This is a genomic window from Bacillus sp. m3-13, from assembly GCF_000175075.1.
Taxonomy (GTDB): domain Bacteria; phylum Bacillota; class Bacilli; order Bacillales; family Bacillaceae_I; genus Sutcliffiella_A; species Sutcliffiella_A horikoshii_C.
Window position 1 is genome coordinate 376163 of the sequence record NZ_ACPC01000009.1, and the last position, 26263, is coordinate 402425.

Sequence of the window (26263 nt, forward strand, 5' to 3'; positions counted from 1 at the left end):
AGATACTATCTTATATTTTCCAGCATGAGTTAACAAAGGGAGGGAATACATGTGGAGACTTTTAAGAAGCTTAAAGAGTTTTATTGGCCTTATCGCAAAAATTTCTATATTTCATTGATATTTTTGCTTTTAGTAACGGTCATCACTGTCATCTATCCTGTTATTTTACAGGTGACCATTGATGAAGTTATTGAAAAACAACAATTCCAATACGTACCATATATTGCACTTGGATTCATAGGAATCATGGCATTAAAGGGGTTATTTACGTATTTCAATCAGTTCCTAGGAGACCTATTTGGGATCCGATCGGTTTATCGCTTAAGAAATGAACTTTATGAAAAACTGCAATTCCTGCCGTTTCGTTATTATGATAATGCGAAGACTGGGGATTTGATGTCAAGACTGACAGCAGATGTTGAGGGATTCAGGTTTTTCTTATCATTTGGTTTTGCTGAATTGATACGATTCGTGTTGTTGGTAACCATCAGTTTAGGTTTGATGTTCTATTATTCAGTAGCATTAACTTTTGTCACATTGCTGGCTATGCCTTTTCTGGCATTTGTCACGTACCGTTTCGATAAAAGAGTTCATCCAGCATTCCGAGGAATCCGTAAGTCATTCGGTAAACTGAATACGAATGTACAAGAGAACATCAGCGGAATCAATACGGTCAAATCTTTATCTCGTGAAGATCACCAAATCAATAAGTTCAATGATTCCAATGTGGACTACAAGGATAAATATATTTCCACTTCAAATGTATGGGCTAAGTTCTTCCCGCTGATGGAGTTTATCGGGAATGCCTGTGTGGTGGGTCTTCTTGCTTTTGGTGGTTACCTGGTAATCAATGGCCAGCTGTCAGAAGGTGCACTTGTAGCTTTCTTTAGTCTAGTTTGGTATATTGTTTGGCCGATTGCAAACTTAGGATTTGTTATCAATCAGTTCTCGCAAGCAAAAGCTTCAGGAGAACGGTTATTGGAGATTTTAGAAGCAGAAGAGGACATTCAAGATTCACCGGATGCCAAAGATGTACCAAATCTTAATGGGCATGTAACGTTTGAAGATGTGACATTCAGTTATCCAAATGAGGATAAAACCGCTCTTGAAAATGTTACGTTTGATGCGCCTCCAGGAAAGCAGATTGGATTAATCGGTGCGACTGGATCTGGGAAAACAAGTATCACACAGCTTATCACGAGATTTTATGAGCCGCAGTCCGGGCGTATTTTAATTGATGGGGAAGAAGTAAATAAATACTCGTTGTACTCACTTCGAAACCAAATCGGATTTGTGCTTCAGGAATCCTTCTTATTCTCTTCTTCTATTAAATCCAATATCGCTTACGGACGACCGAATGCTTCCATGGAAGAAATCGTTCGAGCTGCTAAAATGGCGCAGGCGCATGATTTTATCATGGAACTTCCTGATGGCTATGATACGATGCTTGGAGAACGTGGAATGGGGCTTTCTGGCGGTCAGAAACAACGTATTGCGATTGCTCGTGCGTTGATTCTTGATCCTAGTATCTTAGTGTTGGATGATGCAACAAGTGCGGTAGATATGCAAACTGAGTTTAATATACAAAGAGAATTAAAGGCCGCATTGGCCGGCAGAACAACGTTTATCATTGCGCACCGTATTTCCTCACTTAAACACGCGGATGAGATTCTCGTGTTAGAAGAGGGTAAAGTAGTGGAACGGGGGACACATGACGAGCTTGTCCAAAAGAACGGGGCATATCGAAGAATCTATGATATCCAATACAAGGACCAAAAAACGGTTTTGGAAGCTCAGACTAACTGAAGGCAGGTGAAACAGAATGCGAAAAAAACAGAAAATTGAATTGAACGATAATGTCAAAAAAAGATTCTATTATTCTACTGATAATGCGATAGAGAAGCCATTTAACTGGCAACAGATGTGGCGGCTCTTCTCTTATATGAAACCTTATTCGAAAACCTTGTTGCCATTAGCAGTTATTACAATGTTAATTGCAACAGCTGTAAGGCTAGCTATTCCAATCATCATTGGTAAATACTTATATGATGTTGCCATTAAGCAAAAAGACATGGATATGCTTGTCCAACTAGCAGTAATTGTATCTGTTTTATATGTCATTTCCTATGTAGCGAACGCATTGAGGATACGATGGATGAACATGCTTGGGCAGAATGTCATTTATGATTTAAGGAAACATCTTTTCACACATGTACAAGGACTGTCCCACCGCTTTTTCGATCAACGTTCGGCGGGGTCCATCCTTGTTCGAATCATGAATGATATTAACTCCCTGCAAGAATTGTTTACTAACGGTGTTATCAACTTGCTTATGGACTTTATCTTATTAATTGGTATCGTAGTGATTCTCTTTTCATTAAGTCCAGAATTGGCTACAGCAATTTTAATCATTTTGCCGATCATGTTCTTCATTTCCACAAGCTTGCGCAGGAAAATAAGAAGAGCATGGCAGGATGTACGGATAAAGCAATCCATGCTAAATTCTCATTTAAATGAAAGCATTCAAGGAGTACGCGTTACGCAATCCTTTACACAAGAAAGAGAGAACATGGGATTCTTTGACCGTATTAATACGGAAAACTTTGAGTCTTGGAAAAATGCGACCAGACAGAATGCCATTTTCCGTCCATTTGTTGAGATGACAAATGCTGTTGGTACGGCCATCCTTATTTGGTACGGGGCCTACCTTATTCAACAAAGTGTGACTGGCGGCACAAGTACATTAACTGTCGGTATATTCATTTCTTTTGCTTTTTACTTAGGGATGTTCTGGGAACCAATTTCTAGATTAGGACAGTTATATAATATGCTGCTTGTTGGTATGGCTTCTTCTGAACGTATCTTTGAATTTTTAGATGAAAAGCCGATTGTGGATGAGAAGGACAACGCCATTCAATTGGATTCCATTCGCGGTGAAATCGAGTTTAAGGATGTAGAGTTCTCCTATGACAGCAAACGTACCGCTTTGAACCGCATTTCATTGAAAATGGAGGCAGGTCAAACAGTGGCATTGGTTGGTCATACGGGTTCTGGTAAAACGACGATTGCCAACTTGATTTCCCGTTTCTATGATGCAACAGGAGGAGAAGTGAAGATCGACGGACACAATATCCGTGACATCTCTCTTCAAAGCCTTCGTTCTCAAATTAGTGTTGTCTTGCAGGATACCTTTATTTTCTCAGGAACCATTAATGATAATATCCGCTTTGGTAGACCTACTGCCACTGACGAAGAAGTAAAAGCGGCTGCTGAAGCAGTTGGGGCGAATGAGTTTATCGAACGTCTGAAAAATGGATATGAAACAGAAGTAGAGGAGAGAGGTAATGTTCTTTCTGTCGGAGAAAGACAGTTGATTTCCTTTGCCCGTGCTTTGTTAGCAGATCCAAGCATCATCATTTTAGATGAAGCAACTGCGAGTATTGATACCGAAACAGAAGTGAAGATCCAGACTGCTCTTAAACAGCTTTTGAAAGGTCGTACAGCGATCATTATCGCTCACCGTCTATCTACTATTCGCGAAGCAGATAACATCATTGTCCTTGATCATGGGAATATCATGGAGCAAGGCAATCATGATAAGCTGATGGAGCACGGCGGTATTTATTATCACTTGGTAAAAGCGCAGTTTACAATGCAGGATGTAAGCTGAAAATAAGAAAAGACATCGGTTTTTGAGGCCGATGTCTTTTTGTGTTTTTATGTACCGTACGAAATTGCTTAAAAGCGGGCGACAGAATAATTAAATTGGGAATTAGTCAATAAACGGGGGGAATTAGCCAATAAAGTGGTCAAAGTATGCAATAAACCTCTCCAATTATACAATAAATCACTTCAAATTATCGATAATCCATATATTCCCACAAAAACGCCCTTGTTGCAGGAAGTATATGTAAATGAAAGTGCCTTTGAAATGAGATTAAAGCAATAACCAGAGTCGTGGCTATAGATATTTTGATCAATGATACTCAATCTTTTCAGTAATATAGCAAGCAGCCAGAAAAATAGGGCAGAGGACAGCGATCAGGAAGACAATATTGATATCCATCTGTTCATTCTCCTTTCATTTGTACTGATAACTCATTCAATCTCTCTAACGCATCCTCTTTTTCAAAAGAGCTGTACCAGCGGAAGTCCATTTCATCAAGAATTCTATAGTGCTGACTGATGACATTTTGTTGCAAGCGGAATTCCCCTTGCATTTTTATTTCTTTCCACCAAACTTTGCCGCCCATTGTCTTATCTTTTGGTGTGTCTATCTTCTCGTGAGCAATTGTTTCAATAACTTCTAAGGGATCAGCGCCAAGCACAGAGGATAATACTTGGCTTTCACGGAAAAGGGCGCAAGTAGCTGCACAAACGGTCCAGCCAGCTTTTGTGCGGCCTTTTTCAATTTGTACTAGTGTCTTCTTAGAAATACCCAAAACTTCCGCCATTCTGTCTTGTGTATAGTTATGTTCCGTTCGGATGAGCTTGAGTTTATTTGAAAGTAAAGTGATAGCTTCGTCTTGATTCATCATAGGGTGCCAAATGCTCCTTTTTATATTATATGTGTAATTTTACACTTTATAAGAGGTGGAATCAATAATTTTCTGAAAATAATTACGTGTGATATCATTAAAAAATCAAGAAAATTGTTGATTATGGTACAATAGTATCTATACATATTAGAGTAAATGGGGGAAGCAGCGTTGAAGAAAAAAGAGTTTGCCGTTATTGGATTGGGACGTTTTGGTGGAAGCATGGTTCAGGCATTGAGCGATGAGGGGGTAGAAGTTCTCGCGATTGATAATGATGAAGAGAAAGTAAATCAGTTCGCTAATATCGCTTCACATGCAGTAGTTGGCGATACGACGGATGAGGCTGTGTTAAAAAGTATCGGAATCCGTAATTTTGATCATGTAATCGTTGCTATTGGAGACAACATACAAGCTAGTATCTTGACCACCTTGATCTTAAAGGAGCTCGGGGTTAAACATATTACGGTTAAGGCGACAAATGATTATCATGAAAAGGTTTTGAGCCGCATTGGTGCAGACCAGGTAGTGCATCCTGAGCGTGACATGGGAAGACGTATTGCCCATAATATCGTTTCAAATAACGTTCTTGATTACTTAGAGCTTTCGGATGAGCATAGTATCGTGGAGATTGTTGCTAGCAGGCGTTTGGATGGAAACACATTGATTGATTTGGATATTCGTGCTAAATACGGAATTAACATTGTTGCGATTAAGCGGGGGAGAGATATCATTGTTTCACCTCAGGCGACTGATGCGATCAGGCAAGGGGATATTCTCATTGTTATCGGTGCGGATACAGATATTACGCGTTTTGAGAAGAATGTGGTGGAGGAATAGAAATAGTGCGGACCAGTGAGGGGAGGAGCCCTTGCTGGTTTTTTCATACAAAAAAACTCCCCCAAACCACAAAAGTCAGGGGGAGTTCCAACTATTTTACCTTACAATCAAACTTCCATGATGATAGGAAGGATCATTGGACGGCGTTTTGTTTTTTCGTATAAGAACGGAGCAAGTGTGTCCGTAATTTCATTCTTGATTTCAGACCATTGTGTTGTACGGCGTTCCATGATTTTATTCAGATGCTTGGAAATCAAGGACTGTGCGTCATTGATCAAGTCACCGGATTCTCTCATATAAACGAAACCGCGTGAGATGATGTCTGGCCCAGAAGCAATACGGAAGTCTTTCATGTTAATGCTTACTACCACAACCACTAGACCTTCTTCTGAAAGGATGCGGCGGTCACGTAGAACGATGTTTCCGATATCGCCGATACCATTTCCGTCAATGTACACATTACCGGATGGGATTTTACCAGCTACAGAAGCCTCATCTTCGCTAAGCGCAAGAACTTCACCATTGTCCATGATAAAGCAGTTTTCTTCAGGTACTCCACAATCGATCGCAAGCTGTTTGTGTGTGATTTGCATGCGGTATTCACCGTGAATAGGCATGAAATATTTTGGTTTGATCAAGCGAAGCATAAGTTTTTGTTCTTGCTGTCCACCATGACCGGAAGTATGGATGTCGCTTAATGAACCATGGATAACATCAGCTCCTGCACGGAACAACATGTTGATGGTACGGTTTACACTTAATGTGTTTCCTGGGATAGGAGAAGATGAGAATACAACCGTGTCTCCAGGAATGATTTGAATCTGGCGGTGAGTACCGTTGGCGATTCTGGAAAGAGCGGCCATTGGTTCTCCTTGGCTTCCGGTACAAAGGATAGTGACTTTGTTTGCCGGCATACGGTTAATTTGGTTCGTTTCGATAAATGTATCTTTAGGTGCTTGGATATAACCGAGTTCTTGACCTATATTGATTGCTGCTTCCATGCTGCGTCCGAAGACAGCGACTTTTCTGCCGTGAGCTACAGCGGCTTCCACAACTTGTTGCAAACGGTGGATGTTAGATGCGAATGTAGCGAAAATCACACGACCATCAACTTTGCGGAAGATGTCCTGGATACTCTCTCCAACGCGGCGCTCTGACATAGTGAAGTCAGGAATTTCACTGTTGGTACTGTCGGATAATAGGCAAAGAACGCCTTCTTTTCCGATCTCGGCCATTTTCGTTAAGTTAGCTGGCTCTCCTACTGGAGTGAAATCAAACTTAAAGTCTCCAGTATGAACGATATTCCCTTGAGGTGTTTTTACAACAACTCCGTATGAATCTGGGATACTGTGAGTAGTGCGGAAGAATGTTACCGAAGTTTTACGGAACTTGATGATATCATCTTCTTGAATTTCAATTAGTTTTGCCTTACGAAGAAGACCATGTTCTTCTAATTTGTTTTTGATAAGGCCAAGAGCAAGCTTGCCGCCATAAACCGGAATGTCTACTTCACGAAGAAGGTAAGGGATTCCGCCAATGTGGTCTTCGTGTCCGTGAGTGACGAAAAGGCCTTTAATTTTCTCTTGGTTTTTTACTAAATACGTATAATCTGGAATCACGTAATCGATTCCTAGTAGTTCGTCTTCAGGGAATTTGATACCGGCATCAATTAAGATGATTTCATCTTGAAATTGGACTGCATAGGTGTTTTTCCCGATCTCACCTAGCCCGCCTAAAGCGAAAACCGCTGCTTGATTGTTTTTTACAAATTTCATTGTCTATCAGATCTCCAATACTTTAAAGTTTTCGGCTTGCTTTTCATACTCATAGAAATCTCCTGATACAGGCTGGATAAATTCTATGTTATATGGCTTGTCCTTTAATTTTCTGCGGACTTCAAACACTGCTGATGCTTCCACAAAAAGAGATTCCGTCTTTTCTCTCACTGGTGCTTCAGCTACATCTTCTTGATAATACACTTTAAATAACATTGCTATCTCTCCTTTAAAAAATCTTCTAGCCCTTCGCCTCTCCTTAGGCAGTAAGGGAAGGAACCAGTATATATAGTTATTTTATGTAAGGGAAAAAGGCGGAAGTGTCCGTCGACCCACTATCTTGCGTCAAGCTACAATGCTTTTTTCCTTACAAAAAGACAACGCGAATTTTTAATAATGCTTCCTAGTAATATCCATATAGCATAACCGGTCATTGGCCAAAAAGCCATTATTACCCTATATTATATACGATACATCATGAAATTTCATGTTTTTCCCTAAAAGAAGTGCTTTTCTATTTTCTCCAATAGAAAAGGATTAAAAACAGAGAAAGACAAATTCATGGATAAATAATATGTAAGAGTCCTCCAATAAAGAAGGACTCATTAATAGCAAGGACTAGGCAATTGTTTTTCGTTTAAGAATATTGTTCATTCTACGCAGTATTTTTTTTCTTAGCCTTCTTAGCATAAGCGTTTCACTCCTTGTACTTAAGGTACGTTCTGTTTGTTAGTAGTTAATATGCGTCAAACAGAGTAAATAGTTGCTGGTAAATATACGAAATTTCAGTACATGAGGAAATGGCTTTCACTTCTGAACAATATACGTAGAATTTAGTATGGTTATCATCAGAGTAACATATAAATGGTCTATTGGGAATAAGGCCTTTGGTTGTCTTTTATTACATCTGAAATGAGGACCAAATTTTCATTGACAGCAAACGTTTTCTTCGTGTAGGTTAAAATAAATATTTATTTCGTTACCCTAAAAGTTAAGGTGGTAAGTTGGATGAAACGACTCTATGCAGCATTATTTACATTAAGTTTGATTTGGGGCATGTCCTTTCTATTTATAAAGTTGCTTGTAGTGGACTTAGGCGTCTGGGGAGTTGTTTTTTGGCGGTGTATTTTTGGGGCTGGCACGCTTTTAATCTTGCTACTTATTCAGAACAAATTAAAGTTACTCCGGAACCTCCCGCTATTTCCTATTGTTCTTATAGCAATTTTAAATAATGCCCTTCCTTGGGCGCTTATAGCAGTTAGTGAAACATCGATCAGCAGTAGTCTGGCTTCGGTTGTCAATGCAACGACACCGATTTGGACAATCTTGATTGGCTTTTCCATCTTTTCAAGTAAGATGGAGAAAATGCAATGGATTGGTGTCAGTGTCGGGTTTCTTGGGATTATCGTTTTACTGGAATTGAACATTCTACAATTGTTTCAGGATAATCTTCTCGGAGTAGGTACGATGTTGGGAGCAACCATTTGTTATGGTTTCGGTGCTCACCTTAGCAAGAGGCATTTACAAAACACTCCGATCACTGTTATATCGTTTAGTACGTTAGCAGTAGCTGGAATCTTGTCTGGGATTATGATGGCATTTGTGCAACCATCAGGATTTTTAGCAGTAGGAAGTGTTTCCATTGTTGTATCTTTGATTGGTTTAGGGGTCTTTGGATCGGGTGTTGCTTATCTCCTTTATTATTACATGGTAAAGGAAGGGAGTGCGGAGTTTGCTTCTCTTGTCACGTATATTGTGCCGATAACAGCCATGTTATGGGGAAGCCTATTATTGGGTGAAAAAATAACCCCTCACATGCTTTTTGGTTTGATTCTAATCTTTAGTGGTGTATATTTATCTTCGTATAAAACTAAGGCAAAAAAACAAAAAGTGATAAAAAATGTCACAGTCTAAAGAAGTAAGGTGATTAAAAATGGAAAAGAAAATAGTGTTTTTTGATATAGACGGGACTCTTTTGAATCATGATAAAGAACTACCTACCTCTACTAAAACAGCAATAAAAGAACTGAAAGAACAAGGAGTTTATGTCGCAATCGCTACAGGAAGGGCTCCGTTTATGTTTGCGGACCTACGCAAAGAATTGGAGATAGATACTTTTGTGAGCTTTAACGGCCAATATGTCGTTTTTGAAGGAGAAGTTATATACAAAAACCCGCTAAATGTAGAAAAATTGCATTTGCTACGTGAAAATTCCGAAAAAGTGTCACATCCATTAGTGTATTTAAATCATGAAACAATGAAGGCGAATGTTGAAAATCATCCGTTTATTAATGAAAGTATGGGAAGCCTGAAGTTTGTTCATCCGGAATATGGTCCAAGCTTTCTTGATGAGACGGAAATTTATCAGGCATTATTGTTCATAGAGGACGAACATCAGCAAAGTTATGTGAAGGCATATGAAGATTTTGATTTCATTCGCTGGCATCAATATTCTACAGATATTCTTCCAAAAGGTGGCTCTAAAGCAATCGGTATTCAAAGGATGCTAGAAAGATTGCCATTTAAGAAAGAGAATGTATTCGCTTTTGGAGATGGGTTGAATGATATTGAAATGATTGATTTTGTCGGAACAGGGGTGGCGATGGGTAATGCTCATCCTGAGTTATTGAAAGTGGCCAACCATGTTACGAAAGATGTGGGGGAAGATGGAATTCTTCTTGGGCTCGAGCAAGTTGGATTACTAAAACAGAAAATCCGTTAAGTATATAGAAGAAAGCCTGATCGAATGTCGATCAGGCTTTCTTTCCATTAAAAAATAATAAGATTCGGTTGCTTTCCGTTACAGGCGCTTCGCTTGCCTGCGGGCGGTCCGTGAGCCTCCTCGACTTCGTCTGCGGGGTCTCACCTGTCCCTTCCTCCCGCGGGCGTCTGCGCGCCTTCCACTACAATCAACAAGATGACTTCATTTACTTATGTTTTTAATTTGAAAAATCATCTTTCTATCGGTATTGCTCCTTCTGGAGGTTGGAATGGATTATCTTGGTTTATGTGGTCATAGAACATGACGCCGTTTAAATGGTCGATTTCATGTTGAAATACAATGGCCACTAATCCTTTTAAGCGTAGTTTAATTTCTTCGCCCTGCAGAGTGGTGGCTTTGACCGTTACGCGAGCATATCTCGGTACAAGTCCGGGGACATCCCTATCTACAGATAGACAACCTTCACCCGAGGTAAGAAAACTTTTTTCAACAGAATGGCTAACGATCCTAGGGTTAAAAAGTGCGTAGCTATGTAGTGTTCCACTTTCGTCTCTAATATGAACGGCAATCATCTTTTTAGGAACATTAATTTGGGGAGCTGCCAGCCCGACTCCAGGACGTAAATTATATTGTTGAGAAATATCAGGATTTTGACTGTTTTGAAGGTACTCCATCATCTTTTGCAGAGTAATGGAATCTTCCTGAGATGGGGGAAGGGATACGTCGCTTGCCACTACACGTAATGTGGGATGCCCTTCTTTTATGATGTCTTTCGCTGTAAGCATGATTTCACTCCTATCTAATATACATTTATACTATACTCCAAAGTAGCTTATAAATGGTAGCTGCAATCTATCTCATTATATATTACCAAAAGCGTATGTTACTTAAAACAATTCGTTTTGCCTTATTTAATTTTATGCTTATCATATGAATTTCATATTGTAAAAATTAGCAATAAAATTTATAGTTAAATAGAAGATATGTTAGGGGGATTTAAATTGCGTTTTTGGAAAAGGACTGTATATACGGGTACTCTGGCTTTTTCCCTAGTACTGGCAGGTTGTGTTAATGGAGAATCAGCTGAACAAGAGATATTTCAAACATTAGAGGAAGTAGTTGAACTTGAAGCCAGCTTTGAAGAGCAACAAGGACCTTTATTGGAATTAGAAAAAGAGGAATCTGCTATTTATGAAGAAATTCTTACCCTTGGGATGAAAGAGTTTGATCAAATTGTTAAACTTTCTCAAGAAGGGCTTGCTTTAGTGCAACAAAAAGAAGCTGCCATGAAAAATGAAAAAGAGAGCATAGAAGCAGCAAGGGGTCAATTTGAAGAGGTGAAAACTTCTATCGAATCATTAGAAGATGAAGAGTTGAAAAAAGAGGCACAAGCGTTATATCAGCTAATGGAACAACGTTATGAAGCCTACATGACTTTATCGAATCATTATATGAAGTCAATGGAAGTCGAAAAAGAAATGTACGAGTTATTCCAAACGGAAGATTTGACTTTGGAGCAACTCCAAGTCCAGATAAATGATTTGAATGAGAAGTATGAAAAAATCAATGAAGCAAACAAATCGTTCAATGACCTTACCGACCAGTATAATAAAGCTAAATTGGATTTTTACAAAAAAGCGGGACTTAACGTCAGCTATGATAATTAAGTTTAAAAAAGACACGTTGGAGCTAGCCTCCCCGGGTCTTTTTTGTTGGAGAAATATGTTTTATTCTTATCTCAAAATAGTCAATGTTTCGTTAATGATTAAGATTGAGTTATATCGGGAATGGGATTTATAGCGTTTTTTATTATTACGACATAACATGAAGTTGACCTGTTCTGCATTGTGATACAGTTTTAAAAGTTGTATTAGTACAGTTAAGGGTTCAGAATAAACTTTTTACTTTTTTTGGTTTTGAAAAGCAATGCAAGCAAAGAGATTGACGGGATTGCGAACTGTGTTGTAAACTTGACCTTGGTGAAAAGTTGTATTAATATTTTCTTCGGAAAGATTAATACAGTATAAATTTAAGTGTTTATCATGCGTATTGCTGAAGACACGAAAAGAGGAAAGATACGTTTTTGCATCACAAACAGAAAAATGTCTTTTAAAACACGTTTTTGGGTAACCTATTTTTGTATGTAATGATGTATTAAATAGTTCTCTTAATAGAAAGGAAGAGGTGACGTAGATGGCTGCAAAAACTAAAAATGCTAAATTTGATCCAAAGCAGCAGAAAGCGAAAGTGGAAGAACAATTCCAAACGTTCCAAATCTTAAATGAAGAAGGCGAAGTAGTAAATGAAGCTGCAATGCCTGAACTTAGTGATGATCAATTAAAAGAATTAATGCGCCGTATGGTATATACTCGCGTACTTGATCAGCGTTCCATTAGCTTGAACAGACAAGGACGCCTAGGTTTCTACGCTCCTACAGCAGGTCAAGAAGCTTCACAATTAGCTTCTCAATTTGCACTAGAAGCAGATGATTTTATTTTACCAGGATACCGTGATGTGCCACAGATGATCTGGCATGGTCTTCCTTTATATCAAGCATTCCTATTCTCTCGTGGTCACTTCCACGGCAACCAGATGCCAGAGGGTGTTAACTTATTGCCACCTCAAATCATCATTGGTGCTCAAATCATTCAAACTGCAGGTGTTGCACTTGGACTGAAGAAAAAAGGGAAAAAGACGGTAGCAATTACATACACAGGAGACGGTGGAGCTTCCCAAGGTGATTTCTACGAAGGTATTAACTTCGCAGGGGCTTACCAAGCACCAGCAATCTTTGTTGTACAAAACAACCGTTTTGCTATTTCCACTCCTGTTGAAAAGCAATCTGCAGCAGGTACCATTGCTCAAAAAGCAGTTGCAGCAGGTATTCCTGGAATCCAGGTAGACGGAATGGACGCATTAGCAGTTTACGCGGCAACTCGTGATGCTCGTGAGCGTGCAGTGAATGGTGAAGGTCCTACATTGATTGAGACATTAACGTACCGTTATGGTCCACATACAATGGCTGGAGATGACCCAACTCGTTACCGTACTTCTGAACTTGATGATGAGTGGGAAAAGAAAGATCCGTTAGTACGTTTCCGTAAATTCCTTGAGAACAAAGGGATCTGGAGCGAAGACGCAGAGAACAAAGTAATTGAAGAAGCGAAAGAAGATATTAAGGTTGCTATCAAGAAAGCAGATGACCAACCTAAACAGAAAGTCACAGACTTAATCTCTTTCATGTACGAAGAGCTTCCTAATAACCTAAAAGAGCAAAATGAAATCTACAAAGAGAAGGAGTCGAAGTAAGCCATGGCGCAAATGACAATGATTCAAGCGATCACTGATGCGTTACGCACAGAATTGAAAAATGACGAAAACGTCTTACTTTTCGGTGAAGACGTTGGTCAAAACGGTGGGGTTTTCCGTGCAACTGAAGGCCTTCAAGCTGAGTTCGGGGAAGATCGCGTGTTTGATACACCACTTGCAGAATCAGGAATCGGTGGACTTGCTGTTGGCTTCGGTGTAACTGGCTTCCGTCCTGTAATGGAAATCCAGTTCTTCGGTTTCGTTTATGAAGTAATGGACTCTGTTAGTGGACAACTTGCTCGTATGCGTTACCGTACTGGTGGGCGTTGGTCCGCACCAGTTACAATCCGCTCTCCATTCGGTGGAGGGGTTCACACACCTGAACTTCATGCAGACAGCTTAGAAGGACTTATGGCACAACAGCCAGGACTTAAAGTGGTAATTCCTGCAACTCCATATGATGCGAAAGGTCTTTTAATTTCTGCAATCCGTGATAACGATCCAGTTGTTTTCTTGGAACACATGAAATTATACCGTTCTTTCCGACAAGAGGTTCCAGAAGAAGAGTACACAATTGAGCTCGGTAAAGCTGACGTTAAACGTGAAGGATCCGACATCACAATGGTTACTTACGGCGCAATGGTACATGAGTGCTTAAAAGCAGCAGACCAACTTGAAAAAGACGGCGTATCTGCAGAAGTAATCGACTTGCGTACAATTAGCCCATTGGATATCGAAACAATCATTGCATCTGTTGAAAAAACAGGCCGTGCAATTGTTGTCCAAGAAGCACAAAAACAAGCTGGTATCGGAGCAAGCATCGTAGCAGAAATCAACGACCGTGCAATTCTAAGCCTAGAAGCACCGGTATTACGTGTAGCTGCACCTGATACGGTATTCCCATTCTCTCAAGCAGAGAGCGTATGGTTGCCAAATCATAAAGATGTTCTAGAAACAGCGAAAAAAGTTCTGAACTTCTAATATATAACCAGTTCTTCAACAGAACTACCAAAAGGAAGTCCATTCTTCGCCTAGCCAAGAGTGGGCTCTCCATTTTATACAAAAGTAAGCAGAAGAAGGTTATCTCGTTTTAGTAGTCTTACTGTAGATTGGAGTGCAAGGTGTGAGACTCCTGCGGGGGGAAACGGTAGGTTGAGACCCCCGAGCGTTGTGAGGAGGCTCAAGCACCGTCCCGCGGAATGAACACCTGGAACGGAAATCTACAGACGTTAACAGATTCCTTATAAAGCTATCTATCATAGGAGGTTGAATACTGTGGCATTCGAATTTAAACTGCCAGATATCGGTGAAGGTATCCATGAAGGTGAAATCGTAAAGTGGTTCGTAAAACCAGGTGACGAAATCGAAGAAGATGATGTACTTTGTGAAGTACAAAACGATAAAGCAGTCGTAGAAATTCCATCTCCTGTTAAAGGGAAAGTAACGGAATTAAAAGTGGAAGAAGGTACTGTCTGTACTGTTGGACAAACCATCATCACACTAGACGCACCAGGTTATGAAGACCTTAAATTTAAAGGTGACGACCACGGAAGCGACGATGCAAAAGCAGAAGAAAAAACAGAAGGACAAGTTCAAGCAACAGCTGAAGCTGGTCAAGATGTGAAAAAAGAAGAAGCGCCTAAAGAAGAGCCAAAAGCTGAAACTGGCGCTGGTACTCAAGAGCAAGTAGAAGTAGATCCAAACAGACGTGTAATCGCAATGCCTTCTGTACGCAAATATGCTCGTGAAAAAGGCGTAGAAATTCGTCAAGTAGCTGGTTCCGGCGACAATGGCCGTGTTCTTAAGAGCGATATCGATGCATTCTTAAGCGGAGGAAGCGCTAAAGCAGAAGAAACTACTACTGAAGCGGCTCCTGCAGCTAAAGAAGAAACAAAAACAGAAACAAAACAAGAAAAACAAGCAATTCCTGCTGGTCAATACCCAGAGACTCGTGAGAAAATGAGTGGTATGCGTCGTGCAATCGCTAAAGCGATGGTTAACTCCAAGCACACTGCACCTCACGTAACATTAATGGATGAGATTGATGTGACAGAGCTTGTTGCTCACCGCAAGAAATTCAAATCAGTTGCAGCAGACAAAGGTATTAAGTTAACATTCTTACCATACGTAGTTAAAGCACTTACATCTGCGTTACGCGAGTACCCTGTACTTAATACATCTCTAGATGATGCAACAGACGAGATTGTTCACAAGCACTATTACAACATTGGAATCGCTGCTGATACAGAAAAAGGCTTATTAGTTCCTGTAGTGAAAGATGCGGACAGAAAGTCTATCTTCTCTATCTCCAACGAAATCAATGAACTTGCTGGAAAAGCACGTGACGGTAAATTGGCATCTGATGAAATGAAAGGTGCATCTTGCACAATCACAAACATCGGATCTGCTGGTGGACAATGGTTCACACCGGTTATTAACCATCCAGAGGTTGCGATTCTAGGTATCGGCCGTATCGCAGAAAAACCTGTAGTGAAAGACGGAGAAATTGTAGTGGCTCTAGTTCTAGCATTATCACTAAGCTTTGACCATCGTATGATTGATGGCGCTACTGCTCAAAATGCGCTTAACCATATCAAGCGTCTATTGAACGATCCACAATTATTGTTAATGGAGGGTTAATAAATGGTAGTAGGAGATTTCGCAATTGATGTAGATACGCTTGTCATCGGTTCTGGCCCTGGCGGATATGTTGCTGCAATCCGCGCGGCTCAACTGGGACAAAAAGTAACAATCGTAGAAAAGAACACACTTGGTGGAGTATGTCTAAACGTTGGATGTATCCCTTCCAAAGCGTTAATTTCTGCAGGTCACCGCTTTGAAACAGCTAAACATTCTGAAGACATGGGAATCAAAGCTGAGAACGTAACAGTTGATTTCTCAAAAGTTCAAGAATGGAAAGCTGGAGTTGTGAAGAAATTGACTGGCGGAGTAGAAGGTCTACTTAAGGGGAATAAAGTAGACATCGTTTCTGGGGAAGCTTACTTCGTAGACGGTAACACAGTTCGTATCATGGATGAAAACTCTGCGCAAACATACAAGTTTAACAACTGTATCATTGCAACAGGTTCTCGCCCAATTGAAATTCCGACTTTTAAGTACTCCAAACGTGTTCTTGATTCTACAGGGGCATTGGCACTTAAAGACATTCCAAAGAAACTAGTTGTTATTGGTGGAGGTTACATCGGTACGGAGCTAGGTACAGCTTATGCAAACTTTGGAACAGAAGTTGTTATTGTTGAAGCGGCAGATGAGATCTTGGCTGGATTTGAAAAGCAAATGAGCTCTCTTGTAAAGCGTAACCTGAAGAAAAAAGGAAACGTAGAAATCTTCACAAAAGCAATGGCTAAAGGTGTAGAAGAAACAGAAGATGGTGTGAAAGTAACGATTGAAGTAAAAGGCGAAGAGCAAACAATCGACGCTGATTACGTATTGGTTACTGTTGGTCGCCGTCCTAACACAGATGAGCTTGGCCTTGAGCAAGTTGGTGTGGAAATGACAGATCGTGGCGTTGTCAAAATTGACAAGCAGTGCCGCACTAGCGTTTCTAACATCTATGCTATCGGTGATATCGTTGATGGACCACCGCTTGCACATAAAGCTTCTTACGAAGGTAAGATTGCTGCAGAAGCAATTGCTGGTGAGCCTGCTGAGATCGACTACTTAGGTATTCCTGCAGTAGTATTCTCTGAGCCAGAACTTGCATCTGTCGGTTACACAGAAGCACAAGCGAAAGAAGAAGGAATCGAAGTGACAGCTGCTAAGTTCCCATTTGCTGCGAACGGCCGTGCATTGGCATTGAACGCAACAGACGGATTCTTAAAGCTAGTAACTCGTAAAGAAGATGGATTAATCATTGGTGCTCAAATTGCCGGTTCTAGCGCATCTGACATGATCGCTGAACTTGGTCTTGCAATCGAAGCTGGTATGACAGCGGAAGATATAGCGATGACTATCCACGCGCATCCAACATTGGGAGAAATCACAATGGAAGCTGCAGAAGTGGCAATGGGAAGCCCTATTCATATCGTGAAATAATGGACCAACCTAAAGAGCCTCCGCAAATGTGGAGGCTCTTATTTTTTTGCTTTAAACCACAAAAAAGGAATTCCTCCGGCTAATAGGTGGAATTCCCAGCTTGATTTAACGCTTGTTCAATGGAAATAATGATATCTTTTTTAGGCTTTGAGCCTTCTATTTGTGTTACGACTTCATTGTCATGAACTACAATTAATGAAGGGGTTGCCTTTACATTGAACTGCTTATATAATAATTTTTCATTTTCAGAATGAACTACTTTTAAATTTGCAACTTCATCTGGAAATGAATTTTTCAAATCAATGATCGCATCATAATATGTACTCTCATCTTGTAAATTAGATTCGTCCGTAAAGAAAACGAGTGTCCGAGAATCATCAGGAAATTGAATGTGAGTTATCGATTGATTTTCTTGACAGGAAGATAAAATGAAAAAAGACAACGTGAAAAAAATAACAGCGCCTCTAATCATGGCAATCCTCACTTTCTATTAACAACATATATTAAAATGCATAGTTACTTTTTTATTCTGCTATTTGGTGCTATTCTACCATTAAATTTTATATAAACAGGCCTTGTCACGTAAATGTTACATAATTGAAAAATAGATAGCTCCTTTCTGGCATATTAATTATAAAGGTTTTTAATCAAGATAAATCGGTTACATAAATAGAAATATGCAGTAAGGAGCTGCTTTTATGAAAAATTATGTGGTGTTTTTAATACAAAATATTTTTTGGGGGACATATAGTCTGATAGAATGGTTTTCGGTTCGGGATAAAGTGCAGGCCAAAATTATTTTATTAGGTATATTTATCTATCTCTGTTATACACTTGCCATGTCAATAATTCATAAAAAGAAGCATGCGGCATTGACAACTGCCATCAGTTTTATTTTCTATTTTAGTTTTCAGAGTCTATTTTACTATTTTGTTTTTGGTGGTTGAATTATCTTACTAAGATTTAATAACTGGAAAAAGATTGCCTTCATATAGTAATTGCTAGTATGATTAAAGGTGAAACTTACGTATGGAGGAAAGAATATGAAAAAATGGATACTATCAGCATCATTATTGCTCCTCCTTGTAGCTTGCGGGCAAAATGGACAAGTTGAAAATGAACAAAATTCCTCTTCAGAAAATCAGACGGAAGAAAATGATTCTGTGGTGGAAGAGGATGAAAAAGAAAAAGATGTCCCTGTATCAAAAACAGAAGACCCGAAAAAAGAACCCGAGGAAGAAGAAGTAGCTGACTCCGAGGAAGATCAGAATGAAGAAGAACAAGAAAAAGAAGAAGACTCAGGTAACGAGGACCAGGTACAAGAAACTTCCCCTCAAGAACCCCAATATGTCGTAAATCCTACCACTTCTGCTTTAGAACCAATAGGTGATGCAAACTCCGAGGTGGTTCTATTAACAATAGATGACGCTCCTGATTGGTATGCATTAGAAATGGCTACGACTTTGAAAGAACTAGGCGTAAAAGCTATCTTCTTTGTAAATGGTCACTTCCTTGAAACGGAGGAAGAGCAGGAGGTACTAAAAACCATTTATGAGATGGGTTTTCCGATTGGTAATCATACGATGACACATAAGTCCTTAAGGCAGCTTACGGAAGAAGAACAGCATGAAGAAATAGTAATGCTTAGCGACCGGGTAGAAGAAATCACAGGTGAACGCCCCCGCTTTTTCCGTGCTCCGTTTGGCACGAATACAGATTATGCCTTAGAACTTGTAAAGCAAGAGGGCATGATTGCGATGAATTGGACATACGGTTATGATTGGGAAACAGAATACATGGATGCTGAAGCACTTGCAGATATTATGGTTAATACGGAATTTCTGAACAGCGGAGCCAATCTGTTAATGCATGACCGTGAATGGACTAAAGATGCGTTAGCGGATATAGTTAAAGGGCTTCAAAACAAGGGATATGAGATACTTGATCCAGACCTAATTGGGACTGAAGATGATAGCGTAGAACCGGAATAAATAAAGAAGGCCCGCTCGGTTATGAGCGGGCTTTCTTTATCAACGTTTATAGTAGTACATGATGCTGCCGGTAAATAGTTTAAGCTCAGCTTCTAGCTTCTTCGCAAAAAACTTACAGAGCTCGTTAGCCTTTGCTTTATCTCCGTGGGTACTTTGGTCATGCAACGTAACCTGTATGTAGGAGAGTGGTTCAGTCTCGTCTGAGGTAGCTACCTGTGTACCAACACCGATAAGAATCATTTTGTACCGATCCTCCGTACCTTTTAAATAAAACCATTGGCCTTTGCCTACAGGCTTTTCTTTTAATTCGTAGGGGAAGGCTGCCTGGCTGTATTCCCATCCTAATTGTTTTCCAGTTTTAGATGTTATGTCTTTATAGTAGTTTAATAACTCTTTTACATGTTCAACGGTAAGCGTTTTCTCTTTTGATTTGGGAACTAAATTAATGTAAGCGCTACTGGCCATCAAATTCACTCCTAAGATTACTATTCCATAATATATATTCTAGCATTAGAGGAAATCGGCTGACAATCACTAAGTGAAAATTCTTGCAAATCAAGCATTTTATAAGTTATAATAATATTCTGAATAACCAAAAAATAAAAAGGAGGTACCTTATGAACTTATTTGACAAGCTTTATGATAACAATGAGAATGTTCCTGTTCGCTTTGTTGGCTTTACGACTAAAGATGTTAGATATGATTTTGGTATCGTGTACACGAATATGTTTTTTGGTAAGCCCCTTGTCATCTGTATGCAAACCGGCCGTTCTACCCTCCTCGACCCTAAAGACATTACTGACCTTAACCACCTTCAGCATGTATTCCGAATTGATTCACAAGAGCAAGCAGAAGACCTAGCAGAGTTCTTTACTGAGGCTATACCTGCAAGTCCGTTTCAAGAACAATATGAATAAAAGCTAATCTCCTTCGAGGCCAATGTCCTGTTTTCAGGGTATTGGCCTATTTCGTAAAGATAAAAAAGTATGTAATTCAGTTGATTTCCGTTTCAGGCGCTTCGCTTGCCTGCGGGCGGTCCGTGACCCTCCTCAGGCTTCGCCTTCCGGTGTCCCTTCCTCCCGCGGGCGTCTGCGCGCCTTCCACTCCAATCAACTAAGGGTTTTTACATACCAAAAGATTCAAGAAGAATATCTTAACGAGTTAGTTGGATTAGCATAAACGTTTTTTAACGAAATTTCTAGCTGTGGATTGGAGCAAATGGCAAAGACTCCTGCGGGGGGTAACGGTTGATTGAGACCCCGCAACGAAGTGAGGAGGCTCAAACACCGTCCCGCGGAAAGCGAAGCCATTTGCGGAAAGGAACAGCGGTGATAAACCAAGTTTTATAAGACTGGGCAGTTTATGCCCATTTTTATGTGGTGGCAAATTTAAATGTGTTATACAATTTAATCATTGACATAACACATTCGAGGCTTTATGATGTAAGTAACAACATAAAGCGCTTTCATTAAAAGGCAGCTTTGACAAAAAAAATTTCTTTTAGGAAAGAGGTTGAAGGGTATGGGTACAATCATTTGTCAAACTTGTAACAGCGCGGTGGATCACTTTGAGGATGAAAAAGTTACGACTTATTATGCAAAATGTCCAGATTGTCAGTGCTCTGAAAAAAGCGAAGATTTAGCCTAGAATTATATATTAATAGAAAGAGCAGGTCCCCGGGGTAGGAGGGGACCTGCTCTTTGTTCATTTTATCGAATTGCTTTGTGTTCCTTAATTACTCTTAAGGTTTTCAATTCATGATCTTCGGGACCTTGTACTGGCAGTCCTACTTCTAACGTTCTTGTAATGTAGGACAAGTTTTCTTCTGTTATGATCTCACCAGGTGTGAAAATTGGAATGCCTGGAGGATACACCATGATAAACTCTGCGATAATTCGGCCGGCAGATTTTTCAAACGGAACAACTTCCGTTTCAGAGTAGAAGGCATCGCGTGGTGCGATCGCTAGCACCGGAATGTCGGGAAGAAGAACTTTTACTTTTTCACCGGAATCTCCAGCCTGTTGATGAAACTCTGCTGATAAGTCTTTAAGGGCTTCTAATAACGTTCCAGTCTCCACCTCCGAGTCTCCAGGTGTGATAATACAAAGAATGTTATAGAGGTCAGAAAGCTCGACTTCGATGTTATATTTTTGACGAAGCCATTTCTCGACATCATACCCTGTAAGGTTTAGTTTTTTTACAGAAATAATCAGTTTCGTCGGGTCATAGTCAAAGGTTGCTTTTCTGCCTAAGATTTCAGGTCCAACACAATGTAAATGCTCAATTTCATTAATAGCATCTCGTGTTTGGTTGGCAAGTTGGATCGTCTTTTCTATAAGCAAGTGTCCTTCGGTGGCAAGTCGTTTCCTTGCAACATCCAATGAAGCCAATAGTAGGTAAGAGGTGGATGTAGTGGTTAACATACTTAAAATGCTTTGAATGCGATTTACATTCACCAATCCTTCTCGTACATTCAATATAGAGCTTTGTGTCATAGAGCCTCCAAGCTTATGGACACTTGTCGCAGCCATGTCAGCTCCGGCCTGCATAGCGGATAAAGGAAGTTCCTCATGGAAATGGATATGAACACCGTGCGCTTCATCCACAAGAACAGGGACGTTAAAAGAATGAGCAATTTCAACAATCTGACTTAAATCAGCTGAAAAGCCAAAATAAGTTGGGTTAATGACAAGAACACCCTTTGCATCAGGATGTTGTTGAAGCGCCTTTTCTACAGAGTCTGTTGTGATGCCGTGAGAGATTCCTAAGTCTTTGTCCACTTCTGGGTGAATAAAGATTGGTACTGCTCCTGAAAAAACAATGGCTGACATGACAGATTTATGAACATTCCTTGGAACGATGATTTTCTCTCCAGGCCCGCAAACAGCCATTACCATTGTCATGATGGCGCCACTTGTACCTTGTACGGAGAAAAAAGTATGGTCAGCTCCAAAAGCTTTTGCTGCAAGGTCTTGAGCTTCTTTTATCATTCCCTTTGGCTGATGAAGGTCATCAAGGGGTCCAATATTGATTAGATCTATGGAAAGAGCATTTTCACCGATAAATTCTCGGAATTCAGGGTCAATGCCTGCTCCTTTTTTATGTCCGGGAATATGGAATTGAACGGGGTTCCCTTTGGCATGATTTAAAAGTCCAGTAAATAATGGCGTGTCGTTTTGAGAATATGTCAACTTACTTATGCACCTCTTTAATTTAGCTTAGTTTCGGTTTTTGTTTATCTTAACGCATCTAATTACGCAGAACAAACATTCACATAAAACAAATGAAATTATAGCATTTATCCTCTTCATTGCATAGCAGGAATTTGTCACATTATAAAGAAACATATAAAGAGAGATAGAAAGGGGAAGATGATCATGAAATGGGAGACAAGAGTAACCAAACTTTTAGATATTAAATATCCAATTATCCAGGGTGGACTTGCTTATTTAGCATACGCTGACCTGGCTGCCGCGGTTTCAAATGCAGGAGGTCTAGGGCAAATTACGGCAATGAGTTTGGAAAGTCCAGAACAATTAAGAGAAGAGATTCGAAAGGTCAGAAGAATGACAGATAAGCCATTTGGTGTGAACTATGCAATTGGCCAACATGGGAGACCTTTTGAGCATATGTTGGATATTGCTTTGGAAGAAGAGGTTCCAGTCATCTCCATGACAGGAGGAAACCCTGCACCGATTTTCAAAAGGCTGGAGGGGTCAGATTGCAAAAAATTAGTTCTGGTAGCTGCTCGCAGACAAGCAGAAAAAGCAGAAGAGCTAGGCGCTGATGCCGTCATGGTCGTAGGACAGGAAGGAGGCGGTCATCTAGGCAAAAATGACTTAGGTACCATGGTATTAGTACCAAAAGTAGTAGACGCCTTAAAGATACCTGTCATCGCTTCAGGAGGTATTGGTGATGGGCGCGGGATGATGGCTGCATTGGCACTTGGTGCAGAAGGGATAGAAATGGGAACTAGATTTATCGCAACCAAGGAGTGTCTGCATGCTCATCCTATATACAAAGAAAGGCTAGTAAGCGGAACTGAGAATGATACGGTAGTTATTAAAAGAAGCCTCGGTGCACCTGCAAGAGCCATACAAAATACTTGGACGGAGCAAATATTAAAGATAGAACAGGAAGCAAAAGGGTATGAAGGATTGAAAGACTTCATTAGTGGTACTGCGAACAAGCGGTATATCTATGATGGCGAAGCGGATTCAGGTTATGCGTGGGCAGGGCAGGTAATGGGATTGATCGAGGATGTTACAAGTGTGGATCAACTTTTGTCTAGAATGGTAAAGGACGCGGAAAATATTAGAGAGAAGTGGACAAACTAGATAAGGAAAATGATATACTTTACTTTTCCACTATACATATTTTGAGGTGAAGTTATGGATTTCTCTTATCCCATTTCCTATGATTGGTCTACAGATGAAATTGTAGATGTTATTGCACTATATGAAGCGGTTGAGCTCACTTACAGCAAAGGCATGGAGCGTGACCAGCTTTTATCCTTATATCGCCGGTTTAAAGAGATCGTGCCAGGCAAGGCAGAAGAACGAAACCTTGCAAATGAGTATGAGGAACTTAGTGGTTTCTCTGTCTATCGTACGAATAAAAAAAGCAAAAGACATGAATCCAGGCGAACAGGTGAAGATGTCGAAGTGATAACGAAAAAATCTCAGAACCTAGTTGGTTCTGAGATTTTTTTTGTTTATGCTTCCACCGTCTGTTTTGTCATCTGATAAAGCCCTTTTACTGTTTGGATAGCTTCCTCGATGCGCGCAACCGTTTCATCTCCGGTAAGCTTGATTGCCTCTTCTTTAGGTATTTGTATGCCGCAAAGTATTTCTGCTTTTTTTACGTTAATCAGTCGTTCAAATAGCTCTTTGTGGGTTTCCTCCGTCAAATCAGATTGGCGAATAACTTCTGGTTTCGTGTGATCTTTAGACCAGACAAATTCAGAAGGAATCTGTTCGCGAATGGACGATACATTTTTAAGTAATATCTCACCAAAAGCTTCTTTCATCGGTGCTTCATAGATAACCGCAAACCAGACAAATACATGTGTCTCCCACAAGCCGATCTGGAAATGTGGTAACATCTTGTATCCACGTGCATTGTTTGCAAAGGCAACCCAGGAATCTTTTGGAGGGTTCTTGGTTCTTCTTGCATGTTTGGCAACATGATAGTGCATTTCATCACCAGTCATGGCAGTTAGTGAGGGAGAGAAATATTGGCCAAGCTGTTCAAACTTTGGCTGTATTTGAGATTTTAGAGCTTCCATTCTTTCTTCAAGTCCATCTATTGTAAATACTTCAAAATCTTCTTTTTTAAATCCTCTGAAATTTTCGTTTGTCATGTAGTCGCCCCGTTTCTAAAACATTGCTTATATTTTTATAATCTTCATTTTAGCATAGCCAATTTTTCCTGCCAAAAGATTAGATTTTCAACCTCATCCTTTCTTTTTAGGTAACTGCACATTTTAGTTACCATCTTTCATTCCCTTCATATGATATAGCAACCATTAGAAAATTAAATCCTTTGGACCGAGAAACTTTTTAGAAGGAGGGAATAACCGTGAAACAAGTGGCGACACCTTGGAAAAAGAAAAAAGAGGAAAATCAGCGCGCGGTCTTACGAATGGAAATCGACTATGAACTGGCAGTTTTATTCGAAGCAATACAAGAGAGTGATAAGGAAAAAATGAAAAAAACGAAATCTAAATTAGAGCAACTAAGAAAAGAAATGTTAAGTCTAGAGGTTTAGTGGCATAGGCTACTTAGACGAACCTGTATGAGGTTCGTTTTTCTGTGTGACCTATTACTTGATTTTACCCCTTCGTTTCAGTAAGCTAAAACATACATAATTTGTTTAATCGTAATAGAATAGCTGTAATGACAAGGCTAACAGAAGGGCAGGAGAACACATGAATTGGACTGAAATTGATGAGAATGCAAAAAAATGGACGAGAGAAGCGGGAGAACGTATTCGAACTTCTTTCAGCAAAGAATTGATGATACATACAAAATCCTCTCCTGATGATCTGGTGACTAATATTGACCGGGAAACGGAACAATTTTTTATAAAACGAATTAGAGAAACTTATCCAGACCACCAAATTCTTGGTGAAGAAGGATTTGGTGATGATTTGGACAAACTTGATGGAACAGTTTGGATTATCGACCCTATTGATGGAACGATGAACTTTGTCCATCAGCAACGTAATTTTGCTATCTCCGTTGCTGTATATGAAGATGGTGTGGGAAAGATTGGGCTGATTTATGATGTGGTTCATGACGAGTTATACCATGCAAAAGCAGGGGAAGGAGCTTATTTGAACGATACGAAACTCCCACAGTTGGAAGAGGTGGCAGTAGAAAAAGCGGTTATCGGTTTAAATGCCACATGGATTACGGAAAATAAGCGAATCGACCCCACTATCCTTGCTCCGCTTGTGAGGAAAGTAAGAGGTACAAGATCTTATGGGTCGGCAGCGCTTGAAATGGCGTATGTAGCAACAGGGCGCATTGATGCATATATTACGTTGAGACTTTCCCCTTGGGATTTTGCAGCGGGACTAATACTTGTAAACGAGCTCGGTGGTAAAGTGACCACACTCCATGGTGAACCGCTTAATATGCTTGGACAAAACAGTGTCTTTGTAAGTAAACCGGGTTTACATGAAGTGATCAGCAAGGATTACTTGTATAAATTGAAGAAATAAATGAAACCCACGGTCGTGAATAGACCGTGGGTTTCATTATTTTTAATAAGTTATTGTAGGAACATTTTGTCAATTTTATAATTGTCCGTTTTCACGCATTTTTCTTTTTGTTTTGAATCCAAGTCCCATGACCACACCGAATAATACAAACGCTCCAACGATTCCAAGCGTGTTTCTTTCACCAATTGCGATTCCAACCATGCCTAAAGAAACCGCTGCCAAAACAGCATAAAGCATGAAAATCCACTTAATATCCTTCATAAAATCAACTCCTTTGGTTAACGCTAATTACATATAACATATATTTT

26 protein-coding genes are annotated in these 26263 nt (G+C 39.9%); 17 read left to right on the top strand and 9 right to left on the bottom strand.

Annotated elements, in window-relative coordinates; genetic code table 11:
* The first annotated feature begins 51 nt into the window (after positions 1 to 51).
* Both M313_RS0104120 and M313_RS0104125 read left to right on the top strand, forming a co-directional pair.
* A complete protein-coding gene (locus M313_RS0104120; protein WP_010192749.1) occupies positions 52 to 1806 on the top strand; it encodes an ABC transporter ATP-binding protein in 1755 nt (584 codons plus the stop codon).
* Positions 1807 to 1822: 16 nt separating this feature from the next.
* Entirely contained in the window at positions 1823 to 3670 is a 1848-nt protein-coding gene (locus M313_RS0104125) for an ABC transporter ATP-binding protein (protein WP_010192751.1), read from the top strand.
* A gap of 400 nt (positions 3671 to 4070) precedes the next feature.
* Here the strand turns inward: M313_RS0104125 and M313_RS0104135 are convergent, their stop codons facing one another.
* A complete protein-coding gene (locus M313_RS0104135) occupies positions 4071 to 4535 on the bottom strand; it encodes a helix-turn-helix transcriptional regulator (RefSeq protein ID WP_029326329.1) in 465 nt (154 codons plus the stop codon).
* Between the two features lie 159 nt (positions 4536 to 4694).
* Between M313_RS0104135 and M313_RS0104140 the strand changes: the two genes are divergently transcribed.
* Positions 4695 to 5375: a potassium channel family protein gene (locus tag M313_RS0104140; protein ID WP_087942033.1), complete on the top strand. Its 681-nt coding sequence runs from the start codon at positions 4695 to 4697 to the stop codon at positions 5373 to 5375.
* Between the two features lie 107 nt (positions 5376 to 5482).
* Here the strand turns inward: M313_RS0104140 and rnjA are convergent, their stop codons facing one another.
* Together rnjA and M313_RS0104150 are read right to left on the bottom strand one after the other, a co-directional pair.
* On the bottom strand, positions 5483 to 7150 hold the full coding sequence (gene rnjA / locus M313_RS0104145) for a ribonuclease J1 (protein WP_010192757.1): 1668 nt from the start codon (positions 7148 to 7150) through the stop codon (positions 5483 to 5485).
* A 6-nt stretch (positions 7151 to 7156) separates the two neighbouring features.
* On the bottom strand, positions 7157 to 7366 hold the full coding sequence (locus M313_RS0104150) for a DNA-dependent RNA polymerase subunit epsilon (RefSeq protein ID WP_010192759.1): 210 nt from the start codon (positions 7364 to 7366) through the stop codon (positions 7157 to 7159).
* A 792-nt stretch (positions 7367 to 8158) separates the two neighbouring features.
* On the opposite strand from M313_RS0104150, the gene M313_RS0104155 reads away from it, so the two are divergent.
* Positions 8159 to 9064 carry a DMT family transporter gene (locus tag M313_RS0104155; protein ID WP_010192760.1) on the top strand — a complete coding sequence of 302 codons (906 nt, stop codon included), beginning with the start codon at positions 8159 to 8161 and terminating at the stop codon, positions 9062 to 9064.
* Positions 9065 to 9083: 19 nt separating this feature from the next.
* Positions 9084 to 9872: a Cof-type HAD-IIB family hydrolase gene (locus M313_RS0104160; RefSeq protein ID WP_010192761.1), complete on the top strand. Its 789-nt coding sequence runs from the start codon at positions 9084 to 9086 to the stop codon at positions 9870 to 9872.
* A gap of 230 nt (positions 9873 to 10102) precedes the next feature.
* Here the strand turns inward: M313_RS0104160 and def are convergent, their stop codons facing one another.
* Positions 10103 to 10657: a peptide deformylase gene (def, locus tag M313_RS0104165; protein ID WP_010192762.1), complete on the bottom strand. Its 555-nt coding sequence runs from the start codon at positions 10655 to 10657 to the stop codon at positions 10103 to 10105.
* Positions 10658 to 10873: 216 nt separating this feature from the next.
* Here def and M313_RS0104170 point away from each other — a divergent pair, with 216 nt between their 5' ends.
* The 5 genes from M313_RS0104170 (at position 10874) to lpdA (ending at position 17237) form a co-directional block, all read left to right on the top strand.
* Positions 10874 to 11539 carry a YkyA family protein gene (locus tag M313_RS0104170; protein WP_010192764.1) on the top strand — a complete coding sequence of 222 codons (666 nt, stop codon included), beginning with the start codon at positions 10874 to 10876 and terminating at the stop codon, positions 11537 to 11539.
* Positions 11540 to 12065: 526 nt separating this feature from the next.
* Positions 12066 to 13181, top strand: coding sequence for a pyruvate dehydrogenase (acetyl-transferring) E1 component subunit alpha (pdhA, locus tag M313_RS0104175; protein ID WP_010192765.1), 1116 nt, complete (start codon positions 12066 to 12068; stop codon positions 13179 to 13181).
* A 3-nt stretch (positions 13182 to 13184) separates the two neighbouring features.
* Complete coding sequence (locus M313_RS0104180) at positions 13185 to 14162, top strand: alpha-ketoacid dehydrogenase subunit beta (protein WP_010192766.1); 978 nt, start codon at positions 13185 to 13187, stop codon at positions 14160 to 14162.
* Between the two features lie 294 nt (positions 14163 to 14456).
* Positions 14457 to 15821, top strand: a complete 1365-nt coding sequence (locus tag M313_RS0104185) for a dihydrolipoamide acetyltransferase family protein (RefSeq protein ID WP_010192768.1) — start codon at positions 14457 to 14459, stop codon at positions 15819 to 15821.
* Between the two features lie 3 nt (positions 15822 to 15824).
* Positions 15825 to 17237, top strand: coding sequence for a dihydrolipoyl dehydrogenase (gene lpdA / locus M313_RS0104190; protein ID WP_010192769.1), 1413 nt, complete (start codon positions 15825 to 15827; stop codon positions 17235 to 17237).
* A gap of 79 nt (positions 17238 to 17316) precedes the next feature.
* Here lpdA and M313_RS0104195 read toward each other — a convergent pair whose 3' ends face one another.
* Positions 17317 to 17709 (bottom strand): thioredoxin domain-containing protein, encoded by a 393-nt coding sequence (locus tag M313_RS0104195; protein ID WP_010192770.1) that lies wholly within the window; start codon positions 17707 to 17709, stop codon positions 17317 to 17319.
* Positions 17710 to 18280: 571 nt separating this feature from the next.
* Here M313_RS0104195 and M313_RS0104205 point away from each other — a divergent pair.
* The gene (locus tag M313_RS0104205) at positions 18281 to 19228 is read left to right on the top strand and encodes a polysaccharide deacetylase family protein (protein WP_010192772.1); all 948 of its coding nucleotides are present in this window, start codon (positions 18281 to 18283) and stop codon (positions 19226 to 19228) included.
* A gap of 39 nt (positions 19229 to 19267) precedes the next feature.
* Here M313_RS0104205 and M313_RS0104210 read toward each other — a convergent pair whose 3' ends face one another.
* Positions 19268 to 19693, bottom strand: a complete 426-nt coding sequence (locus M313_RS0104210) for a DUF1885 family protein (protein ID WP_010192773.1) — start codon at positions 19691 to 19693, stop codon at positions 19268 to 19270.
* Between the two features lie 152 nt (positions 19694 to 19845).
* Between M313_RS0104210 and M313_RS0104215 the strand changes: the two genes are divergently transcribed.
* Together M313_RS0104215 and M313_RS24965 are read left to right on the top strand one after the other, a co-directional pair.
* Positions 19846 to 20145: a DUF3055 domain-containing protein gene (locus tag M313_RS0104215; protein ID WP_010192774.1), complete on the top strand. Its 300-nt coding sequence runs from the start codon at positions 19846 to 19848 to the stop codon at positions 20143 to 20145.
* 604 nt (positions 20146 to 20749) lie between these two features.
* Positions 20750 to 20875 carry a GapA-binding peptide SR1P gene (locus tag M313_RS24965; protein WP_010192775.1) on the top strand — a complete coding sequence of 42 codons (126 nt, stop codon included), beginning with the start codon at positions 20750 to 20752 and terminating at the stop codon, positions 20873 to 20875.
* 62 nt (positions 20876 to 20937) lie between these two features.
* Here M313_RS24965 and M313_RS0104225 read toward each other — a convergent pair whose 3' ends face one another.
* The gene (locus M313_RS0104225) at positions 20938 to 22419 is read right to left on the bottom strand and encodes an aminotransferase class I/II-fold pyridoxal phosphate-dependent enzyme (RefSeq protein ID WP_010192777.1); all 1482 of its coding nucleotides are present in this window, start codon (positions 22417 to 22419) and stop codon (positions 20938 to 20940) included.
* Between the two features lie 186 nt (positions 22420 to 22605).
* Between M313_RS0104225 and M313_RS0104230 the strand changes: the two genes are divergently transcribed.
* Together M313_RS0104230 and M313_RS22655 are read left to right on the top strand one after the other, a co-directional pair.
* Positions 22606 to 23565, top strand: a complete 960-nt coding sequence (locus M313_RS0104230; RefSeq protein ID WP_010192779.1) for an NAD(P)H-dependent flavin oxidoreductase — start codon at positions 22606 to 22608, stop codon at positions 23563 to 23565.
* Between the two features lie 54 nt (positions 23566 to 23619).
* Entirely contained in the window at positions 23620 to 23973 is a 354-nt protein-coding gene (locus M313_RS22655; protein ID WP_010192781.1) for a UPF0223 family protein, read from the top strand.
* On the opposite strand, the gene M313_RS0104240 is transcribed toward M313_RS22655, so the two are convergent.
* A complete protein-coding gene (locus M313_RS0104240) occupies positions 23943 to 24590 on the bottom strand; it encodes a YktB family protein (RefSeq protein ID WP_010192784.1) in 648 nt (215 codons plus the stop codon). The two genes, M313_RS22655 and M313_RS0104240, sit on opposite strands and share 31 nt — an antisense overlap.
* Before the next feature lie 218 nt (positions 24591 to 24808).
* Between M313_RS0104240 and M313_RS0104250 the strand changes: the two genes are divergently transcribed.
* Together M313_RS0104250 and M313_RS0104255 are read left to right on the top strand one after the other, a co-directional pair.
* Positions 24809 to 24997, top strand: a complete 189-nt coding sequence (locus M313_RS0104250) for a YkzI domain-containing protein (protein WP_010192786.1) — start codon at positions 24809 to 24811, stop codon at positions 24995 to 24997.
* Positions 24998 to 25157: 160 nt separating this feature from the next.
* Positions 25158 to 25955: an inositol monophosphatase family protein gene (locus M313_RS0104255; RefSeq protein WP_010192787.1), complete on the top strand. Its 798-nt coding sequence runs from the start codon at positions 25158 to 25160 to the stop codon at positions 25953 to 25955.
* A gap of 75 nt (positions 25956 to 26030) precedes the next feature.
* On the opposite strand, the gene M313_RS0104260 is transcribed toward M313_RS0104255, so the two are convergent.
* Positions 26031 to 26216 (bottom strand): YlaF family protein, encoded by a 186-nt coding sequence (locus M313_RS0104260; RefSeq protein WP_010192789.1) that lies wholly within the window; start codon positions 26214 to 26216, stop codon positions 26031 to 26033.
* Between the last annotated feature and the right edge of the window lie 47 nt (positions 26217 to 26263).

What these genes read in the sequence shown, in the direction of transcription:
- M313_RS0104205 (WP_010192772.1), top strand. Translation starts at nt 18,281, where the DNA reads ATGAAAAAATGGATACTATCAGCATCATTATTGCTCCTCCTTGTAGCT.
- M313_RS0104150 (WP_010192759.1), bottom strand. Translation starts at nt 7,366, where the DNA reads ATGTTATTTAAAGTGTATTATCAAGAAGATGTAGCTGAAGCACCAGTG.
- M313_RS0104140 (WP_087942033.1), top strand. Translation starts at nt 4,695, where the DNA reads ATGGGGGAAGCAGCGTTGAAGAAAAAAGAGTTTGCCGTTATTGGATTG.
- M313_RS0104195 (WP_010192770.1), bottom strand. Translation starts at nt 17,709, where the DNA reads ATGATTAGAGGCGCTGTTATTTTTTTCACGTTGTCTTTTTTCATTTTA.
- M313_RS0104135 (WP_029326329.1), bottom strand. Translation starts at nt 4,535, where the DNA reads ATGAATCAAGACGAAGCTATCACTTTACTTTCAAATAAACTCAAGCTC.
- M313_RS0104180 (WP_010192766.1), top strand. Translation starts at nt 13,185, where the DNA reads ATGGCGCAAATGACAATGATTCAAGCGATCACTGATGCGTTACGCACA.
- M313_RS0104125 (WP_010192751.1), top strand. Translation starts at nt 1,823, where the DNA reads ATGCGAAAAAAACAGAAAATTGAATTGAACGATAATGTCAAAAAAAGA.
- def (WP_010192762.1), bottom strand. Translation starts at nt 10,657, where the DNA reads ATGCTTACAGCGAAAGACATCATAAAAGAAGGGCATCCCACATTACGT.
- M313_RS0104260 (WP_010192789.1), bottom strand. Translation starts at nt 26,216, where the DNA reads ATGAAGGATATTAAGTGGATTTTCATGCTTTATGCTGTTTTGGCAGCG.
- lpdA (WP_010192769.1), top strand. Translation starts at nt 15,825, where the DNA reads ATGGTAGTAGGAGATTTCGCAATTGATGTAGATACGCTTGTCATCGGT.
- M313_RS24965 (WP_010192775.1), top strand. Translation starts at nt 20,750, where the DNA reads ATGGGTACAATCATTTGTCAAACTTGTAACAGCGCGGTGGATCACTTT.
- M313_RS0104155 (WP_010192760.1), top strand. Translation starts at nt 8,159, where the DNA reads ATGAAACGACTCTATGCAGCATTATTTACATTAAGTTTGATTTGGGGC.
- M313_RS22655 (WP_010192781.1), top strand. Translation starts at nt 23,620, where the DNA reads ATGGATTTCTCTTATCCCATTTCCTATGATTGGTCTACAGATGAAATT.
- M313_RS0104215 (WP_010192774.1), top strand. Translation starts at nt 19,846, where the DNA reads ATGAACTTATTTGACAAGCTTTATGATAACAATGAGAATGTTCCTGTT.
- rnjA (WP_010192757.1), bottom strand. Translation starts at nt 7,150, where the DNA reads ATGAAATTTGTAAAAAACAATCAAGCAGCGGTTTTCGCTTTAGGCGGG.
- M313_RS0104210 (WP_010192773.1), bottom strand. Translation starts at nt 19,693, where the DNA reads ATGGCCAGTAGCGCTTACATTAATTTAGTTCCCAAATCAAAAGAGAAA.
- M313_RS0104240 (WP_010192784.1), bottom strand. Translation starts at nt 24,590, where the DNA reads ATGACAAACGAAAATTTCAGAGGATTTAAAAAAGAAGATTTTGAAGTA.
- pdhA (WP_010192765.1), top strand. Translation starts at nt 12,066, where the DNA reads ATGGCTGCAAAAACTAAAAATGCTAAATTTGATCCAAAGCAGCAGAAA.
- M313_RS0104160 (WP_010192761.1), top strand. Translation starts at nt 9,084, where the DNA reads ATGGAAAAGAAAATAGTGTTTTTTGATATAGACGGGACTCTTTTGAAT.
- M313_RS0104255 (WP_010192787.1), top strand. Translation starts at nt 25,158, where the DNA reads ATGAATTGGACTGAAATTGATGAGAATGCAAAAAAATGGACGAGAGAA.
- M313_RS0104230 (WP_010192779.1), top strand. Translation starts at nt 22,606, where the DNA reads ATGAAATGGGAGACAAGAGTAACCAAACTTTTAGATATTAAATATCCA.